This is a genomic window from Paucibacter sp. Y2R2-4, assembly GCF_025717535.1.
Classification (GTDB): Bacteria; Pseudomonadota; Gammaproteobacteria; order Burkholderiales; family Burkholderiaceae_C; genus Paucibacter_A.
In genome coordinates this window covers 98,801-116,886 of record NZ_JAJIRO010000003.1, presented here as the reverse complement: position 1 = coordinate 116,886, position 18,086 = coordinate 98,801, and the positions used below count along the sequence as shown (strand labels likewise).

Genomic DNA, 18,086 nt, shown 5'->3' with positions numbered 1-18,086 from the left:
TTGTTGCCACTCTTTTGAATCGGACGCCCGTGACTCCTACCCAAGTCTGCCTTGCTGCCCTGTTGAGCTGCGCCGCCCTGAACGCCCAAGCAGCGGCCTCGCTGCAGTTCGGTGCCAGCGCCGAGAACCAAGCCACCCAGCAGTTTGTCTACAACTTCCCCGACAGCGTGACGAGCGGCAACTTCAGCAGCCAGGGGCCGATCAGCGCCGTGGCCGGCGGTGTGGCCGCCACGCTCAATGTTTGGGCCGACCCCAGCACCGGCATGTTCAAGTCGATCACTCAGGTCCAGATGAGCGGCTTCACCGAGCAAACCAATATTGCCGATGCCTACACCCGCCTGGACATGAGCGACCGCCTGCGCTTTGAAGGCCCGGGCGATCATGTGGCCGTCAAGTGGACCTTGAACTACGACACCGTGTTCGCCGGCCTGGGTTTTGAGGCCTTTGCCCGCGTGGGCGGTTTGTCTCACTTCATGCAGGCCAACTCTTTCCGCGACTTGTCGCTGAGCTACGAGGTCGCCAACCCCACTTACGACCCGGGTGCGACCTGCACCAATCTGGGCAGCGACGGCATGTACTGCCCACCGGAAACGCAGCAGTTCATCACCCAGCGCGAGAACTTGTCCAAGTACTTGTTCCGTGAGGTTGCCCTGGGCGGGCCGGACGGCATCTACACCAATGGAAACGAAGACAACGGCCGCTACACGGGCTCGCTGGAGTTGTCACTGCTGCTGCCGACGCGCACCGATATTCAGCTGAGCTACACCGCTTACAACAGCGTGCGCTGCTTCCATCTGGCCAATTGCTCGCTGAGCAGCGATGCCTCGCACTCGGACTATCTGGGCCTGCAAGTGGCCGATGGTGCCAGCTTCAGCTCGGACAGCGGCTATCAGTACCTGGGCGTGGCGGCAGCCGTGCCCGAGCCGGCCAGTGCTTTGCTGGCCTCGCTGGGTCTGATTGGTCTGCTGGGCTGGACGCGCCTGCAAAAGCGCGGCTGAAGTGAAGGGCCGGGCCGAATCGGCTCAGATCGCGCGGTAAAACAAGGTGGTGCCGCAAGCACCACCTTCCGGCCAGAGCGCAAAGCCCGGGATGACGCCCACCGGCGTCCAGCCCAAGCGCGTGTAGAGCCGCTCGGCCTCGCCGCCGGTGGCGGTGTCCAGCACCACGAGCGTCTTGCCGCAGTCGCGCGCCAGATCTTCGGCGGCCCGCATCAAGGCGGCGCCCAGGCCCTGCCGGCGCGCGCGGCGGTGCACCAGCATCTTGGACAAATCGGCCCGGTGCGGCTGGTTGTCCGGCTGATCCAGCACCAGATGCACCGTGCCGACAATGCCTTGCGCGTCCTCGGCCACCAGCAAGGCACGGGCACCCGTTGACACGTCGGCGGCAATGCGGCGCCAGAAGGCGCGTGCTTTTTCAGGGGCCAAGGGCTGCATAAAGCCGACCGAAGCGCCGCCGGCCACACAGTCCAGCAGGACTTGGGCCAGTTGCTCGATCTGGGCGTCTTCCACGGCTTCAAGCCGGCGAATCGTCAATGGGGGGGTCGATACGGTGGCGTTCATTTACTTCTTCCCTGGCTTGGTTTCAGCCACGATGACCACGGCATAACGAGCGCTGTGTTCGCCCGGGTTGTAAAAGAAGGTCGGCCGGTCCAGCGTGAAGGCCAGGCAGTCACCCGCCTTCAGACGATGGCTGGCCTCACCGATGCCAAACTCCATCTCGCCGGCCAACATCCAAATTTGCTGATGCTGGGCCAAGGCGCCGGGCGCGTTCTCAAACGCCACCCTTTGGCCGGCCGGAAACTGCACCTCCACGATCTGAATCGGCGAGCCCACAGCGGCCGGCGAGACGCTGCGCCGCAAATAGCCGGTGAGCGGGTCTTGCCAAACAAATTGTTCTTCTAGGCGGGCCAGCGGAGAAGCCGGTACTGACTTCGCAGTGTCAGCGGCGTCCAAAGTCTCTTCTTCCAGCAAGGAAGACAAGGTCACGCCCAAGCCTGCGGCCAGTTTGTTCAAGACCACCGCCGTGGGGCTGCTCTCGGCCCGCTCGATCAAAGACAGGGCGGAACGGCTGACGCCGCAGCAGGTCGCCAAGGCCTCCAAGGACAAACCCCGCTCGGCCCGCAGCTTGCGCAAGCGGGTGGCAATGCGTTGGTTGATGGGACTGTTTTCGGTTGATTCCAGCATGATGGAATCAGTATCCATAAAAATGGATGGCATGACAAGTGCTGCAATCTCTGGCGACCACCCCGATCAGTGCCCCAAACGACGTTTCGCCCAGCCTCCAGGCAAAATCCAGCTGATCGGGGCGAGCCTGGCAGCAGTCCTGCCGGCAAGCCCCCCTTGAAGAATGGAGCAGCATCAATGGCACTGACGAAAAAGGGCGAGTTCTGGTACGGGACGACGTCGGGCGACACCCAAGCCGAGCTGCGCAGCTACAGCCTTGCGAATCGCCATGAGGCCGTCCGGTTTGCCGCGTCCAAATGCGACTGCGGCTGCCGGACCTTCGCGCTGCAGAGCGATGAAGAAGCCGGCGTGGCGATCCGCACCTGCACCGACTGCGGGCAGGAACACCTGATGGGCAATAGCGCGGACCACCTTGAAGGATCCGTGCCCGAGACGCACGAGTGCGTGTGCGAGAACGAGGTGTTTGAGCTGATGTCCGGCGTCTCCGTGGTCGAGGGCACCCACAAGGTGCGCTGGTACTACATCGCTTGCCACTGCGTGGAATGCAATCTGGTCGGGGTCTTTGCCGATTGGAAGTGTGAAGCGGATGATGCGGCGGCCTTCCTCGCCAAGGCATGAAGAAGGGCTGATCCCCGCAAAGAAGTGGTCGGGGGACTGGGCTGTATCAAGGACCGCAGTGGCCGAGCTGCGGGGTGATGGGCCATTGAGTCAGGGGCCAGCCTCCCCCTAGATTGAGAGCGCGACCTGCGGTGGCCAGGCCAGGTCGGCTCCTAGAATCCGGCCCCAGACTCGCTCAACAGGAATCGCTTCATGCTTCGTTCGTGGCACCTCTCGGCCCTGGCCCTCGCTGCTTTGTACAGCGCTTCGCCCGCCGCCTCTGCTCAAGTCAGCGTACCGGGATTTCTGCCGGGCAGCTTCGCGCCCTACCTGGCCACCGGCGCAGTACCCGATGGTTGGTATCTGGGCAGCAACTTGGCCACCGCTGGCACGGCGATCGATGCGATCTACGACACCCAGCAGCAGTTCCATGCGGTCCCCAACCCGGCCCAGTTTGATCTGCGCGCCGAAAGCACGCTCATGTCGGGAGGCAGAACAGCCTCAGCGCTGGGGTTGACCCACATCGACGGCGTGGGCGCCGCCGCCAGTGCCATCGACCGACTGGATCCCGGCAGCACGCTCACTGCCGCTGTAGCGCAGGCCCAGGTCTGGTACTGGGGCTATTCCTCGAGCAACTTGCCGGTGAGCTTCGACATCCGCCTCAGCGGTCATCTCGGAGCGACAGGCTCACGCGGCCTGGGTGTTGATCCTTCGGGTGCCGCCGTGGCTGCGCTTGCCATGGGCTCCCTCAGCAATGGCAGCACGGAGGGCTACAACAGCCTCGTCAGCGGCGCAGGCCTGAACCCTGCAGCCGAAGGCGCGGCGCTGCTGGCCGAGCTGCAAAGCATGCCGGTCACCCATCAGCGCAATCTCGCGACCTTTGGCGCGCAGGCCTCGGTCTTGGACACCACCAAGAGCGTGGACACCGTGCTGCACGTGACCGCCGACCCCACGCAGATCACTTGCGAAACCCTGGTGTCGCCCATGTGCGGCAAGTACTTCTACTTCCTGTCGGTCTACCTCTTCAACGGCGCCGAGAACGGCGGCTTTGCCGATTTCTCGCATTCGTTGAAGGTCGAAACCTTCAGCGTCGGCACTGGCGCTCCTCAGGTGTTTTCGGCCCAGACCTTGTCGGCCGTGCCCGAGCCGACCAGCGCGCTCCTGCTAGCGGCCGGTCTGAGCGTGCTGGCCGTCGCGCGTAGAAAGCGCGGCTGAGCCCCGGCGCCTGCAAAGCTTGGGCCTGCCGGGGCTGCCCGGCACCGCCATAGCCCTGGCATTGGCGCCCTCAGGCTTCTCTATAGTCCTCACCCATGAGCGACTCGCACAAAACCTACGCCTTCGAAGACTTCAGCCCCGGTCGCGTGTTCGACCTGGGGAGCAAGCAGGTCAGCCGCGAAGAGGTGCTGGCCTTTGCCGCCGCCTTCGACCCGCAGCCCCTGCATTTGGATGAAGTCGCCGCCGAGGCCTCGGTGCTTGGCGGCTTATCGGCCAGCGGCTGGCACAGCTGCGCGATGCTGATGCGCATGATGTGCGATGCCTATTTGCTGGATTCGACCAGCCAAGGCTCGCCCGGCATCGACAGCCTGCGATGGCTCAAGCCAGTGCGGCCGGGCGACACGCTGCGTGCCCGCATGACGGTGCTGGCCGCGCGCGGCAGCCAGAGCCGACCTCAGATCGGCCTGGTGCGCTCCGAATGGGCGGTCTTCAACCAGGCTGATGAACAGGTGCTGAGCATGGAGGGCTGGACCATGTTCGCCCGCCGCAGCAGCTCCTCAGCGGTTTAGTACCAGGGCGCGCTTAAGCGCTCGGTGGCCATCATGCGCTGTAAGGCCGGGCGTGCCGCCATGCGCTGCAGATAAGCGCCGATTTGGGCAAAGTCACGCGCCGGGCGGCTGGCAAAACCGCGCGTCCAGCGGCACAGCATGAAGGCCAGCGCATCGACGGCACTGTAGTTCGCGCCCAGCACCCAGGCTTGGCCATGCGCCGCCAGCTGCGCTTCTAACTGCGCCAACAAGCTGACCACCCGCGCCTCGGCCTGTGCCTTGACCTCAGCAGCGCCGCTGCTATTGCCCTCGCTCACCCAGCGCTCGGGGTAGAAGTAGGCCAGCAAGGCCGGCTGCAAGGTGTTGGTCAACCAGACCATCCATTTGTAGAACTGCGCCCGCTCGGCGCTGCCCAGGGCCGGCGCCAATTGCGCGTTCGGGTGGGTGTCGGCCAGGTGCATCAGGATGGCGGCGGTCTCGTACAGCACGATGTCGCCATCGACCAGCACCGGGATCAGCCCATTCGGATTGAGCTTCAAGTACTCGGCCGACTTGTGCGCATTGTTTTCGCGGTCCACCTTCTTCAGCTCGAAGGGCTGGCCGATTTCTTCCAGCAAGAGGTGCGGGGCCATGCTGGCATTGCTGGGGTAGTAGTGCAGTTGAATCATGATGAGAAGCGGGTTGAAAGACGTACAGGCAGCACGTTAGAGCTGGGGCCTCAAATCGAAAGAAAGTACCCTGTGATCGCTGCGGGTGGCGGTGGCGGGGTCCAGGCGGAGTTAAGGCGCCTTCACGGCAAGGCCTTGCGCATTTTGCTGGTCCAACCAGAGCTTCAAGGGTTGGAAGTATTCAATCAGCGCGCTGCCGTCGAGCTGCCTTTCGCCCGTCATGGCGTAGAGGGCTTCCGGCCAGGGCTTGCTGGCGCCCAGCTTCAGCATGGCTTGGAATTTTTCGCCTGCTTTTTGATTGCCGTAGATCGAACAGCTGTGCAGCGGGCCGGTGTAGCCCGCCTCACGACACAGGGCCCGCTGAAACTGGAACTGCAGCAGGTGCGCCACAAAGTAGCGCGCATAAGAGGTGTCAGCCGCCACGTGGTACTTGGCCCCGGCATCAAATCCGTCCGCCTGCAGTGGCACCGGTCGCGAGATGCCCTGATAGGTCTCGCTCAATGACCACCACGCCTGGTCATAGTCCTGCGGCTTGACTTGGCCGGCATAGACCTGCCAGCGCCACGCATCGACCTTGTAGGCAAAGGGCAGGAAGGCCACCTTGGCGAGCGCCTGCTTGAGCAGGTTGTCGATGTCATCACCCGGGCGATCGTCGGCCTTCATCAGGCCCACCGTTCGCAGATAGTTTGGGGTGATGGAAAGCGCCACGGTGTCACCAATGGCCTCATGAAAGCCTTCATTGGCACCGTTGCGAAACAGCATGGGCTGGCCGCGATAAGCCAAGTCATAGTAGATGTGGCCCAGCTCATGGTGGATGGTGATGAAGTCCTCTTCATTCGGGCGGATACACATCTTCACCCGGACATCCTGCTGCTGATCGATGTCCCAAGCGGAGGCGTGGCACACCACTTCACGGTCTTGCGGTTTGATCAAGAGCGAACGCTCCCAGAAGGTCTCCGGCAAAGGCTCCATGCCCAGTGAGGTGTAGAAGCCCTCGGCAACCTTCATCATCTCCTTGGCGGAGGTCCCGCGCTGGGCCAAGACCTGGCTCAGGTCGTAGTCGCCCGCTTGCGTGCCGGGCTTGACCAAGGGATAAATGTTCTCCCAGCTCTGGCTCCACATATTGCCCAGCAGGTGCGCAGGGATGGGGCCGGTGGCCGGCACCAAGTCTGGCCCATAGGTCTGGCGCAGCTTGAGGCGCACATAGCTGTGCAGCGAGTCGTACAAAGGCCTCACTTGCTGCCACGCCCGTTCCAAGTCACTCGTGAAGGCATCCGGCGTCATGTCATAGGCCGAGCGCCACAGGGCACCGGTGTCAGCAAAACCCATGGCGCGAGCGCCCTTGTTCGAGAGGGCAATAAAGCTCACATAGTCCTGCTTGTACGCCTTGGCCTGGGCATGCCATCCGATCCAAGCGTCTTTCAGCTGCGCCGGATCGCGGCTTTCAGCCATGATTTTTTCCAGCGCGTCCAGCGATAGGCAGCCACTCTTGGACCCGTCGGTCGGCTGCGGACAGTATTTCGCCATGCCATAGGCGCTGGTCATGCTGCTGGCCAGACGGGTGAAGCGGGCGCGCTCCTGGTCGTCTGGAATCATCAGCGTCAGCTGCATCAGCTTGAGCTTTCGGGCGGTATCAGCGGGCAGCTTCAGACCCTTGTAGCGCCTGGCCGCCAGCGCGAATTCACCATTGGCTTTCAGCAAGGCTTCATTGGCTTCGGCCGTGATTTGCTGGGTATCGTCGGTGATGAAGTTCTGCGACACCCATTCGGCACGCTGAGCCTTGATCAGCAGCGCCTCCAGACGCAATTCCGCCTCCCGGACAAAGCGCTCCGCTTCTTGGACCGTCGGGGCCTTGCGCTTGTCAGCCTGAGGCAGCGTGGCGGCAACAGCCGCAGCACCCTGCGTGCTGGCAAAGATGAACACGGTCGTGGCCAGAAGCCACCCGCGGACGGACAGGCTTGAACATTGCATAAGACTCCTCGATCGGTTCGCTTCGGTTTGGTTTGGTTTGCTTGGGTCGAAATTTCCAGCCTTGCGACTGCCGGGCTCTGCCCGAGTCTCCAACAGGCCGCCTTCGGGCTGATTTGCACAAAGCAAGGCGGATTGTGATCGCTCCGTCCTCAAAGCACTTCGCGACTCAATGGCCTCATTGGCAAAGAGCTTGGGCGCCCATTCGCCACTCCAAGCATGTGAGGCCCGATGCCCGTGGATGAGCCCGGCCCCCGGCGAAACGCCCCTCACGCGTGAGTTCAAGCCCCCATATCAAGCATTCATGTAAAGCACCCTTTACATTCAAATCAAATTCCCCTACATTGGAAAGCATGCTTTACACCCCAAGGAGAAAACAAGCATGAAGCACACGCAATATTTCAAGGAACTCGGCCTGTCCCTGCTGGCCTACACCGGCGTTTTGGTCGGCTCCATCAGCTGGCTGAACAGCCAGAAAGACATGGCCACGCCCTGGCGTGATTTGCTGGCGCTCAGCCCCATGCTGCCGGGTGCCCTGGTGGTCTGGGCAATCTTGCGGCAGCTCAGCCGCTTGGACGAACTGCAGCGCCGCGTTCAGTTCGAAGCGCTGGCCATGGCCTTTGCTGGCACTGCGTTCATCAGCTTCAGCTACGGTTTTCTGGAAGGCCTGGGCTACCCGCGCCTGAGCATGTTTGTGATCTGGCCCTTGATGGCGGGGCTGTGGATGCTCGGCTTGGTGCTGGCTTCAAGGCGCTACAAATAATGAAGAACCTCTTGCGTGAACTGCGCGCCCAGCGTGGCTGGTCGCAGACCGAACTGGCCGAGCGCTTGAAGGTCTCGCGCCAGACCATCAACGCGATCGAAAACGAGCGCTACGACCCCAGCCTGCCCCTGGCATTCGACATTGCCAAGGTGTTCGAAATGCCGATCGAGGCCATCTTCTCGGCCGACTGAAAAAGGCAGAGCAAAGAAAGAAGAGGCATGCCGGGACCTTGTTCCGGCCAAAAAGCCGAGGAGGCTGGTGTAAATTGGGCTCGTGTTTCCTGTGCCCTCCTCGCTTCCCTCCGCCAAGCGCTGCCCGATTCGGCGCACTCTGGCCGCCCTGCTGCTCTGCGCGGCCCTGCCCTGCGCGAGCGCCGCGGAATTCAAGGTCGATCTGATCCAGTTCGACCCCTGGGCCAAGCCCAACCCGGACCCTGCGCTCAGCGCCAAAGAGCCCTATGTCGGCATCATCGTCGACCTGCTGAAAGAGTTTGAGCGACGCAGCGGCCACAGCACCGTGCGCATGCTGACCCCCTACGCCCGCGTGGAGCGCGATCTGCAGGTGGGCGACATTGATTTTTCCATCATGGCCTGGGGCGATGCCCGCGCTGCCTATGCCAGCCGCGGCACGGCCCTCGTACCGCTGGAATTCGGCGTCAGGGCGCGCCAAGGCGTGCCACTCAAGAGCTATGAGGACCTCAAGAATATCGTCACCGCGGCGCCGCGCGGGCTGAAGGTGGACCCGCGCTTTGACGTCGACCCGACGGTGCGCAAGGAGCTGGTGCTGGACTACACCCAGGCCATCCGCATCTCGGTGGCGAACCGAGACGCCAAGGCGGTCGCAGGATCGCTATCCACCTTAGGTCATCTGATTCACAAATTCGGCCTGGAGGCCGAGTTCGGCGATGTGCTGGTGCTCAACACCACCCATCTGACCGTCGCGTTCTCCAGAAAGTCCACCCAGCTGGCGGCCGAGGCGCAGGTGAATGCCGTCTTCAAGACCATGGTCGAAGACGGCACGGCCAAGAAGATCTACGAGCGCTGGATGTTCCCGCCCAAGCACTGAGCCGGGCAGGACTGCAAATCAGGAACCCTCGCCCCGCTGCAGCGACACCGCCAGCGCTCCATCGGCCCGGCGCAGCTCCAAACGCGAACCCTCGATCTGCAGCGTGGCGACCGACTCCAGCGCCTGCAGAAAAGCCCGCTCCTGCTCGGCCACGTCCTCACTTGGACAGGCCATACGGGTGCTGACCAGCGGGCCAATCGCGAGCTTGTTGCCGCCTTCGCGCCGATACGCCCCATTGAACTGATTGCAGCCGGCAAAGCCATGAACCCGGCCCTCAGCGCTGAAGTTCAGGCTGACGCTGCTGCCGCCCACCAGACTCACCACGGCCTGCTTGCCATTGTTGATGCCCATCGCATTCCAGGCATTGCCCACCAAGGACAGCGGCTGCGGCGCCAAGGCTTGCAGCAGCTTGCCGTCAGCCGCCAAAAACTCCAGCTGACCGCCGGCATTGACGCGATAGGACTTGGCACTGCTCAAGGCACTGACAAAAGCTTCGGCGCGGGCCATGACTTCGGGCGGGCAAGCCATCAAGGTCGAAGGGCCGCGTGGACCCAACTCGAAGCTGCTGCCCTGCGTTTTGTAAGGCGCCGAGAAGCGATTGCAACCATCGCTGCCAAGCACACGCCCGCTCTCAAACCGAATCGTGGCGCCCTGCTTCTGGCCGGCTGCTTCACCCGCGGATTGAATCCAGGCTGAGCCTTCCAAGGCGACCGGCACGCTCACCGCTTCACTTGGCTTGGCCGCGCTCACCGCAGTACATCCGCTGAAACTGAGCGTCAGCAACAAGCCGGCGGCGGCCAGCGCCACACGCCGTGGATTCAACACAAGACCGTTCATGCACATCCTCCTGATTCGAGATCAACATCTGGAGGCCTACCCTAACACCAAAAAGCCGGGCTTCTGAGAGTCAGGCAGGATCGATGTTCTGCCGCAGCTGGAACACATTGCCCTCGGGGTCATAGGCATTGCGTACGGTGAAGCCCGGGCCTGGGTAGCTGGGGCCAAAGACTTCGCCCCCGAGGGCACGCACCTGCTCGGCCGCAGCGGCAATGCTGGGCACGGTAAAGAAAAGCTTGATCGCCTGCTCCTCGCGAACCGCCGGCGGCGTGCTGATGCTGAAGGTGGACGCGATCGCCTCGGGCAAGGCGTGAATGATGAGCTGCAAGTCCGCTGACTCGATCACATGGTGCTCGGAGCTGGCGTGCAAGCGCTTCATGCTCAAGACCCGTTGATAAAAGTCTGACAAGCGCGTCAGGCTGTGGGCATAAATCATGGCGCCGGCGCGGGCGGGTCCTGGCATAGCACTAACTTTCAAATCAAAGACCTGGCCATTATGCGGCGCAGCGCCTGGGTAAAGCTTCACAGGCGCGCCGCTTCAGATCGGTATCGAGGGTTCAATCCTCGGTGACCGCCGACCAAAAGCACTGGGTCACGGCGGGCAGCGAGCCCAGTACGGTGATGACCTTGTCCAACTCATCCGCGTCGATGGAGGTGGCATAAAGCTTGGCCTCAATCTCGGTTTCATCATGGCCAAAGGCATGCTGTTCCAGATCGCGCACCGGGTAATTGGCCTGCTCCAGCAGCGCCACCAGCCGCTCGCGTACCTTGGACTGATGGGCGCGCTGGCAGACGGTATAGACGGTGTAACTGGCTTCGCCAAACTCCTCCTTCACCGGCTGCCGATTGATGCGGTTGACCACCGGGCGCAACAAGGTGTTGCTGGCCAGCACAAAGAGCGTCGCCATCAAAGCCTCGCCGATCATGTCGGCCCCGCAGCAAGCGCCTACCGCGCCCGAGCCCCAGAGCGTGGCCGCCGTGTTCAAGCCGGTGACATTGGCGCCCTCTTTCATGATGGCCCCTGCACCCAAAAAACCGATGCCCGAGACCACATAAGCCACCACATGCACGGCACCCTCAGCGCCATGCAATCGGTTGGCCAGATCGACAAAAACCGCCGCGCCCACCGCCACCAAGGCATTGGTTCGCAGGCCCGCCGTGCGCTGCCGCACCTGGCGCTCCAGCCCGATCGCACTGCCCAGCACAAAGGCAGAGAACAAGCTGACGAAGGAGTCCAGCAACGAGGCCAGATTGATATTGTTCAGCGCTTCCATGCTTTGGATTGTCTAGCGATTGCGCCTTCCCTCAAGACCACTCAATCCCGTAGAGCAGCAGTTTGCGGTCACCGTCCGGGTGATCGATCTCGCGCAAGCAGCGCAGGCCCAGCTTCTCCAGCAAGCCTTGCGAAGCCTGGTTGTAATGCCGGGTGGTGGCCAGCACGCGGCTCAAACCCAAGTCTTGTTGAGCAAAACGCAGCACGGCTGAAGCAGACTCAAAGGCATAGCCCTGGCCGCAGAACTGCGGCAGAAAAGCAAAGCCAATATCGGGGTCGTCCAGATAGTCGCGCTGGGCCAGGCCGCAGATGCCTATGAGCTCGTCAGGAGCTTCGCCACTTGCCTTGAGCTCCACTGCGCAAAAACCAAAGCCCAGACGGCCATACATCTCGACCGGTCCCTTGAGGATGTAGTGCTTGGCATCCTCCAGCGTCCTGACACCCCGGTCGCCGATGTAGTGCAGCCAGCTCGCGTCATTCAGCAAGCGCAGCATGAAAGCCGCATCGGCTTCGGTCAGCGGGCGTATCGTCAAGCGTGGGGTGTCCAGGGTTTTCATCGGCATGCTAATGTTCAGTATCCGCAGCATAGCGGCGCCTGCCGACCAAGTGTCGGACCCTAAGGCTTGGTTTTGACTTCGCCTTCCATTCGAGCACAGACAAAGGTAGTCAGCGATGAGAAAAGCATCCAAATCTCGCTTCGTCCCCAAGACCCTCAGCGGCCTCGCCGCTGTCGCAACGGTGGGCGCGCTGTTGGCACATTCCAACGCCTTCGCCATCAACGCGAAGTACGCACAGCAACTGGAGCGTTCCGGCTGCACCCAAGTGTCGGAAGCGCAGGGCTGCGACATCCACAAGACCAAGGCCGAGAATGCCAAGGCCGGCTTTGGCAGTGACGCCGTCAAGCCTGCGCCAGCCGCCAGTGCCTCCCCCGCAGCGCCTGCGCCCAAGGCCAGCCCCACGGCCGCCAACCCCTATGCCGGGCAATGGACGGCCAAGGCCGACTCCGGCGCCACCGTGGCCACCATCCGCATCGACGCCAAAGAACATGTCTGGGTGAATGGCAAGTCCGTCAAAGCCAAGCGCAGCGACGGCGGCCTGAGCTTCAAAGCCGGCACCATCAGCTACCGCATCCAGGGTGACCGCCGTCTCAAGGGCGAAGACACCTGGACCGACAGCGATGCCGGCACCAAGGGCTTGATTCACGCCGACTGAGCTTCGGTCACAGGGCTTAGTTCCTGAGCCATCCGGCTTACGCCCACTGAATGGCTAGCCCCGCACGAGCATCCCAGTCCGAAAGCGAAAACAAGAGCCAATCTCCGCGCTCACCTCAAGCCACTTGTCCCAGTCACAAGAGCTTCTTGAGAGCCGCGTCGAGCTCTGCTTGTTGGATGGTCTTGCTAGCCAGCGGCCCCTCTTTGTTGCGCAGCGATAGGCGCAACTCTGCGCCCTCTCGTGTGATCGTGAGTTCCGAACCGTCGACTGCCGAGACGACCACCGGTTGCTCTGAGGCGGTCTCATTGCCGGGTGCAGCGCCGACAGGCCGGCTCAGCACGGTGGTTCTGCGGATCTTCAAGGCTTGCGCGAAGTTGATGTTTGAAACCGAGGACTGGATCTCGATGAAGCTCTGCTCAAGGCCACCCTGCGCAACGAACTTCTGGTCATGGCGCAGATTTCTATGGACGTCGATGTACAAACTCTCCCGGCTGAAAAACAAACTGTCCCGGTTGAGCCTATAGGTGGATATCTGTTCATACACTCCGCTGGAAGACGTTCGAAAGACGCTACCGCCGTTGAGCACCGGCGCGTCCGCGCCCATGAGCCCCACATCTGACAAAAAGTTGTAGGAGGATTTCCAATTTTTGTAGTCTGCGAACGCACTCTCTTCGCCCGCATTCGCCTGCCTGCCCATCTGCATGTCACCGGATGTCAGCACCAGCTCCCTACCGCTGAAGCTGTGCTTACAAGCATCGGGCGTGAGACTGAATTCAACATCACTCTGCTTATAGGCGACCGAACCCGAAGTCGAACACTTCTTCGTACCGGCCCCATTCGCCCCGTTTGAGAACTCGTTCTGCAAGAACATCGCAGCACTGACGTAGCCGCTTTGCCAGTTTTCGAATTCACTCAAGGCCGCGACCTCCACCATGTTCTCGGCCGTGATGCGCGAGGCTTGCGCCGGGTCTTCTGAGCTCCCTCCGCCGCAAGCCGTCAAAGCGAGGCTGAAACTCAAGCCAAGCGCGCTACCGAGAAGACGCTTGCGAAAGCAAGCGTCGATCTGAAGGATTCGAATCATGCGGAACTCCCTGTTGGTATGAACAGGGGGAGTTTCTTGGCCGGGCTCTAGAGCGTCAAAGCACCTGGGCGAGGTAGCGTTGCAAGCGCCCAAAGAGTCAACTTGGCGCTACTTTGCCTGGACAAGCCATCCGGGGCGGCCGGCCTAACGCCGCATTTTATCGGTTCAATACCGGGGCAATGATCACTGAACCCAGCGGGGGTTCAGCGCCTGTCTCACGCCCACTGCACTGCGCGCCCGGCCGTGTACCAGGCCTCAATCCGCTCGGCCACTTCGGCCTCGATGCGGTTGCGGCGGATCTTCATGGTCGGGGTCAGGCAGCCGTTTTCAATCGTCCAGGGCTGCTGGGCGATCACCAGCATGCACAACTTTTCATAGTCGGGCAGCGCGGCGTTGACGGTTTGCAGATGCGCGCTCAAAGCTTGCTCCACCTCGGCATGCAGGGCCGAGCCGGGCGCGGCCTGCTTGAGCTTGACGCGCCAGTCTTCACTCAGCACCACCAAGCCAAAAGCGGCCGCCTGGCCCACGCCCGAGACCAAGGTGATCTCGATCATGGGGTGCGCGTTCAGCCGGTTTTCCACTGGCGCCGGGGCCACGTATTTGCCCTTGGCGGTTTTGAACAATTCCTTCACCCGCCCGGTCAGCTTGAGCAGACCGTCGCCGGCGCGGCGCTCGCCCTTGTCGCCGGTGCGAAAGAAGCCATCGGCGGTGAAGCATTCGGCGTCCAAATCGGGCCGCTTGTAGTAGCCCACCAACTGGCCCGGCGACTTGATCAGGATCTCGCCCTCCTCGCTGAGCTTGCATTCCACGCCTGGCATGGGCACGCCCACATAACCGGTTTCTTGCAGGGTGTTGGTGGAGCTGTGCGAGTAGGCAAAGTCCTCGGTCATGCCATAGCCTTCGAGCAGATTCAGGCCGAGGCGCCGGTACCAGGCAATCAGCTCCGGCGGGATCGGCGCCGAGGCGCTCATCGCCGCCTTCACCTGATCCAGGCCCAAGCCCTTGAGTACCTTTTTGCGCACGATGCCGCCCAGCAGCGGGATCTTCAGCAAGCGCTCCAGCTTCTGCGCCGGCATTTTGCTGAACACGCCTTGCTGGAACTTCAGCCACAGGCGCGGCACCGAGCAAAACAGCGTGGGCCGGGCGCGCTGCAGGTCTTGCACAAAAGTGTCCAGCGACTCGGCGAAGAACACATGCGTCTTGCCTTCCATCAGCGTGGTGCACTCCAGGCAGGCCCGCTCATAGACATGGGCCAGCGGCAGATAAGACAAGACGCGCTGCTCGGGCAGTTCGCCGCTGAGGCTGCGGATGAAGGCCACCGCGCCGGCCGTGGCCGCGCTGACGCGCCCAAAGCTGTGCATGGCACCCTTGGGTTGACCGGTGGAGCCCGAGGTGTAGATCAGCATCGCCAAATCTTCGGGCCGGCGCTGCGGCCGCCCCGCCAGCGGCGCGCTGCGGGCGACGATGCCGTCCCAAGACTCAAACGCAGGATTGGCCTTGGCCTCGGCGGGCGCCAAGGGCAGCGTGATGCAGGGCAGGTGGGCGGGCACACCCGAGGCCTGGGCCAACCAGGTGTCGAGCTTGCCGACGAACAAGAGGCTGGCCTCGCTGTGCTCCAGCACGAAGCGCACCGTCTCGGCTGTTTCGGTCGGGAAGATGGCCACCGTGGTGCCGCCCGCCATCCAGATGGCCAGCTCGGCCATGATGAAGTGAGCGCAATTCTTGGACAGGATGGCGACCCGCGCACCGGGTGCTAAATGCAGGCTTTGCAGATGCGCGGCCATGCGCCGCGCCTGGTCCAGGGTCTGGCCCCAGCTGTAGTCCTGCACCTGCCCGCCGCCGATCGGCTGGGTCAGGTAGACCTGATTCGGCTGTGCTGCTTCATGGTCATAAACATGGTCAAGAATCAGCTTGGGGCTAGAACTCATGGCGCGCGCACTCCAGGGGGTGGGGATGCCAAATTATGGGCAGCGCCCTCGCAGCCCGCCGATAGGCTTCACCCTAGGTCACGTGGTTTTTGAAGCGACAAAAATCGAAGCCAAGGACCACGCGATAGCCCCACTCATTCCCCCAACCAGCGGCGCAGCAAATCGCGTTCCAAGGCCGGCAGTTCATGCACCGAGATCCAGCTCGACTTGTCGGCGCGGTACAGATACTCGGGCGGCGCGCCGGCCGCAATGCGCTGCCGCAAAGGCGCCACCGTGACCTGGGCATCCGCCTCCTGGCTTTGCGCCCGCAGCGCCGCCGCCTTGACTATCAAGGCCAGATCGCACCAAGGGCCCTGCTTCAAGGCCGCATCGGCCAGACGCGCCGCGCCGGCCGCATCACGCTCGGCCAAGGTCAACCAGGCCTGCAGCGCCAGCAGACGCGGTTCTTGCGGGTCCAGCAAGCGCGCTTCCTTCAGCTGCGAGCGGGCCTGCGGCAGGCGCCCGGCGCGCAGCAGGTCTTGGATCAGGTCGGCGCGCAACTCCAGCACACCGGTGCGCAAGCGCAGCGCCTTCTCGTACACCGCGAAGGCCTCGTCCCAACGCTCGGCCAGGCCCAGCGCCGCGGCGCGGCCCCAAAGCGCCTCGGGGCTGTCGGATTGGTAGCCCAGCGCGGCATCAAACGCAGCCAGCGCACGCGGCGCATCGCCCAGTTTTCGGTAGGCCTCGCCCAGACTCAGGTCCACGCGGTAGCGGTCTTCGCCCGCCAAGCGCTCGCGGCTGGCGCTCAAAGACTGGCTCAGCTCGGCCAAGGGCTGGCCACCATGCCAGCCGGCATCCAAGGCGCCCACCAGCAAATGCCCGCTGCGCGGGTAGCGGCTCAGGGCCTTGGCCGCCACGGCACGAGCCTCAGCCTTCTGGCCCAGGATGGCGTGGCCGCTCAAGAGCGAAGCCAGCACCTGCTCATCGTCCGGCGCCGCTTGGGCAGCGCGCGCAAACAGCGCTTGCGCCGCCGTTGCATCACCTTCTTCCAACTTTTGATTGCCGGCATTCACCAGCGCTATCGGTAGGCTGGCGCGCACATCGGCCTGTTCCAAATGGCGCTTCACCAGGGCCATCAAGGCCGGGTCCATGGCTTGCAGACGCTCGCGCACGATCTCGCGGTTGTCATAAGCGTCGCGGCGCGGCGAGTCATAACTGTTAGCGCCCTCGGCAAAATACTCCCACACCGAGCCGCCGGCGTAACGCGACAAAAAGCCATCGCGGCTGGCTTCGTCGCGAGTCTTGGCCTGACGGTACAACTCTTGAATCTCGCGCGCCTGATCGGCCGTCATGATGCCGTGCACTTGGTGCGTCAGCTCATGCAGCACGGTGTTGTACTGGTTGAAGATGGAGCGTTCCACATCCTCGATGCCGGTGACGGTATTGAAGCCGCCGGCGCCGCGCACATCGTCCCAAAGCCGCGAGTCGTAATTGATGCGGGCGTCCTTCAAGGCTTGCGCACCCGGCGTTTCCGACAGCTTCATATGCAGCGGCTTGATGAAGTGCGTCAGCCCGCCCTCCAGTAGAACCGGGATGTAAGCCTTCCAGGGCGCCACCGACAGCGCCACGCGCTTTTGGTGACGCGGCGAGAGCTCGGCCCAGTTCAGCACATAGCGCTCGATGCCGGGTACTTCGGGCATGGGCGTGGCGGCGAATCGGGCTTCGGCGGCGGCGCGGTGCATGTCCATGGCCATGCGTTGCGACTCGATGGCCTTGGCCAGCACCGCATGCGCGCGGCCATAGCCGGGCTGCTGGCGCAAGGCCTGGAAGCTGAGCGCCTCAGCCGCCTTGAAGTCGCCGCGCACAAAGGCCTCGGAAGCCTGCCGCGTCAGGTCTTGGGCGGCGACAAAAGCCTTGGGATTGAGCTTGGCCAGTTCGCTGTAGTTCTTGCGTGCGTAGCCGTTGCCAAGGTGGTAATGCGCCATCTCATGAAGCGGGTTCAAGGCGACCGCGCGCTCCGAGGCGCTGATGGCCTCATCGGTGCGCCCCAGGCGGATCAAGGTGTCGGCCATGGCCATCAAGCCATCGGCGCGCGGGTAGGTCTTGACGCTGCTCTCCAGCAGCTTCAGCGAGCCCTCATAGTCGCGCTGCTGCAAGGCAATCTGGCCCTGGCCCTGCAAGGCGGTGGCGCGGTCTTGCGGGCTGGGGCTCAGCTGCAAGGCACGCTCAAAGCAGGCCTTGGCGCGCTCGAAATTGCGCTGCTCCAGCGCCAGGCGACCAGCGGCCTGGAAGTCGGCCGCCATGAAACCCTTGGCCGCAGGCTCCAGCACCTCGCGGGTCTGCGCGTCGACCGTGGCCATGTCTTCGCGTATAAAGTGCCATTGGTAGAGTTGGCTGCGCTCGGCATTGCTCAGCAGCGGCTTGCTCTGCAGTGCCTCGATCAGCGGCGCGGCGGCGCGGTAGTCTTGCTGGATCAACAAGCGCTCGATCTTCAAAGCCGCGTCGGCCTGCTGCGGCGCTGCGGCCTTGGCCGCGCCTTTCTTGGGCGCCGGCTTGCTGGTCTTGGAGGCGGATTTGGGAGCGGGCTTGGCCGTCGACTTAGCAGCGGGCGCGGTCTTCTTGACCGGGGCCGCCAGGGCCGAGGGGGCGGCGGTGCTGCCAAAAGCCAGCATCAAACTCAGCCAGAGACTGCAGGCCGGGCCTGCCTTGCGAAACTTGTGCATGGGGTGAACAAAGCGCTTGTGAAAAGACAACATAGGCCTGAGCCTA

General features: G+C 63.0%; 19 protein-coding genes. 8 read left to right on the top strand and 11 right to left on the bottom strand.

Annotation, left to right across the window (positions count from 1 at the left end; translation table 11 throughout):
* Positions 1–29 precede the first annotated feature (29 nt).
* A complete protein-coding gene (locus LNV06_RS11700) occupies positions 30–998 on the top strand; it encodes a PEP-CTERM sorting domain-containing protein (RefSeq protein ID WP_263538464.1) in 969 nt (322 codons plus the stop codon).
* Positions 999–1,022: 24 nt separating this feature from the next.
* Here the strand turns inward: LNV06_RS11700 and LNV06_RS11695 are convergent, their stop codons facing one another.
* Both LNV06_RS11695 and LNV06_RS11690 read right to left on the bottom strand, forming a co-directional pair.
* Entirely contained in the window at positions 1,023–1,559 is a 537-nt protein-coding gene (locus LNV06_RS11695; protein WP_263538463.1) for a GNAT family N-acetyltransferase, read from the bottom strand.
* Positions 1,560–2,183, bottom strand: a complete 624-nt coding sequence (locus LNV06_RS11690) for a helix-turn-helix domain-containing protein (protein WP_263538462.1) — start codon at positions 2,181–2,183, stop codon at positions 1,560–1,562. It abuts the gene before it with no gap.
* 177 nt (positions 2,184–2,360) lie between these two features.
* On the opposite strand from LNV06_RS11690, the gene LNV06_RS11685 reads away from it, so the two are divergent.
* From LNV06_RS11685 to LNV06_RS11675, 3 genes are all read left to right on the top strand, one after another.
* Positions 2,361–2,801, top strand: a complete 441-nt coding sequence (locus LNV06_RS11685) for a hypothetical protein (RefSeq protein WP_263538461.1) — start codon at positions 2,361–2,363, stop codon at positions 2,799–2,801.
* Positions 2,802–2,993: 192 nt separating this feature from the next.
* Positions 2,994–3,995 (top strand): PEP-CTERM sorting domain-containing protein, encoded by a 1,002-nt coding sequence (locus LNV06_RS11680; RefSeq protein ID WP_263538460.1) that lies wholly within the window; start codon positions 2,994–2,996, stop codon positions 3,993–3,995.
* A 95-nt stretch (positions 3,996–4,090) separates the two neighbouring features.
* Entirely contained in the window at positions 4,091–4,564 is a 474-nt protein-coding gene (locus tag LNV06_RS11675) for a MaoC family dehydratase (RefSeq protein WP_263538459.1), read from the top strand.
* Here the strand turns inward: LNV06_RS11675 and LNV06_RS11670 are convergent.
* On the bottom strand, positions 4,561–5,211 hold the full coding sequence (locus tag LNV06_RS11670) for a glutathione S-transferase family protein (RefSeq protein ID WP_263538458.1): 651 nt from the start codon (positions 5,209–5,211) through the stop codon (positions 4,561–4,563). The genes LNV06_RS11675 and LNV06_RS11670 overlap by 4 nt on opposite strands.
* Before the next feature lie 111 nt (positions 5,212–5,322).
* Positions 5,323–7,134 carry a M2 family metallopeptidase gene (locus LNV06_RS11665; RefSeq protein ID WP_263538457.1) on the bottom strand — a complete coding sequence of 604 codons (1,812 nt, stop codon included), beginning with the start codon at positions 7,132–7,134 and terminating at the stop codon, positions 5,323–5,325.
* 427 nt (positions 7,135–7,561) lie between these two features.
* Here LNV06_RS11665 and LNV06_RS11660 point away from each other — a divergent pair, with 427 nt between their 5' ends.
* The 3 genes from LNV06_RS11660 (at position 7,562) to LNV06_RS11650 (ending at position 9,007) form a co-directional block, all read left to right on the top strand.
* Complete coding sequence (locus tag LNV06_RS11660) at positions 7,562–7,942, top strand: hypothetical protein (protein ID WP_263538456.1); 381 nt, start codon at positions 7,562–7,564, stop codon at positions 7,940–7,942.
* Complete coding sequence (locus tag LNV06_RS11655) at positions 7,942–8,133, top strand: helix-turn-helix transcriptional regulator (protein WP_263538455.1); 192 nt, start codon at positions 7,942–7,944, stop codon at positions 8,131–8,133. The genes LNV06_RS11660 and LNV06_RS11655 overlap by 1 nt, the downstream gene beginning before the upstream one ends.
* Before the next feature lie 91 nt (positions 8,134–8,224).
* Positions 8,225–9,007 carry a substrate-binding periplasmic protein gene (locus tag LNV06_RS11650; protein ID WP_263538454.1) on the top strand — a complete coding sequence of 261 codons (783 nt, stop codon included), beginning with the start codon at positions 8,225–8,227 and terminating at the stop codon, positions 9,005–9,007.
* 18 nt (positions 9,008–9,025) lie between these two features.
* Here the strand turns inward: LNV06_RS11650 and LNV06_RS11645 are convergent, their stop codons facing one another.
* The 4 genes from LNV06_RS11645 to LNV06_RS11630 form a co-directional block, all read right to left on the bottom strand.
* Complete coding sequence (locus tag LNV06_RS11645) at positions 9,026–9,844, bottom strand: META domain-containing protein (protein ID WP_263538453.1); 819 nt, start codon at positions 9,842–9,844, stop codon at positions 9,026–9,028.
* Positions 9,845–9,914: 70 nt separating this feature from the next.
* A complete protein-coding gene (locus LNV06_RS11640) occupies positions 9,915–10,307 on the bottom strand; it encodes a VOC family protein (RefSeq protein WP_263538452.1) in 393 nt (130 codons plus the stop codon).
* Positions 10,308–10,401: 94 nt separating this feature from the next.
* Positions 10,402–11,118 (bottom strand): MgtC/SapB family protein, encoded by a 717-nt coding sequence (locus LNV06_RS11635; protein WP_263538451.1) that lies wholly within the window; start codon positions 11,116–11,118, stop codon positions 10,402–10,404.
* A gap of 31 nt (positions 11,119–11,149) precedes the next feature.
* On the bottom strand, positions 11,150–11,680 hold the full coding sequence (locus LNV06_RS11630; protein ID WP_263538450.1) for a GNAT family N-acetyltransferase: 531 nt from the start codon (positions 11,678–11,680) through the stop codon (positions 11,150–11,152).
* 109 nt (positions 11,681–11,789) lie between these two features.
* Here LNV06_RS11630 and LNV06_RS11625 point away from each other — a divergent pair, with 109 nt between their 5' ends.
* Positions 11,790–12,329 (top strand): hypothetical protein, encoded by a 540-nt coding sequence (locus LNV06_RS11625; RefSeq protein ID WP_263538449.1) that lies wholly within the window; start codon positions 11,790–11,792, stop codon positions 12,327–12,329.
* A 133-nt stretch (positions 12,330–12,462) separates the two neighbouring features.
* On the opposite strand, the gene LNV06_RS11620 is transcribed toward LNV06_RS11625, so the two are convergent.
* From LNV06_RS11620 to LNV06_RS11610, 3 genes are all read right to left on the bottom strand, one after another.
* Positions 12,463–13,410 carry a hypothetical protein gene (locus LNV06_RS11620; protein ID WP_263538448.1) on the bottom strand — a complete coding sequence of 316 codons (948 nt, stop codon included), beginning with the start codon at positions 13,408–13,410 and terminating at the stop codon, positions 12,463–12,465.
* Positions 13,411–13,625: 215 nt separating this feature from the next.
* Complete coding sequence (locus LNV06_RS11615; RefSeq protein ID WP_263538447.1) at positions 13,626–15,338, bottom strand: AMP-binding protein; 1,713 nt, start codon at positions 15,336–15,338, stop codon at positions 13,626–13,628.
* A 134-nt stretch (positions 15,339–15,472) separates the two neighbouring features.
* Positions 15,473–18,040, bottom strand: coding sequence for a tetratricopeptide repeat protein (locus LNV06_RS11610; protein WP_263538446.1), 2,568 nt, complete (start codon positions 18,038–18,040; stop codon positions 15,473–15,475).
* Positions 18,041–18,086: the final 46 nt, after the last annotated feature.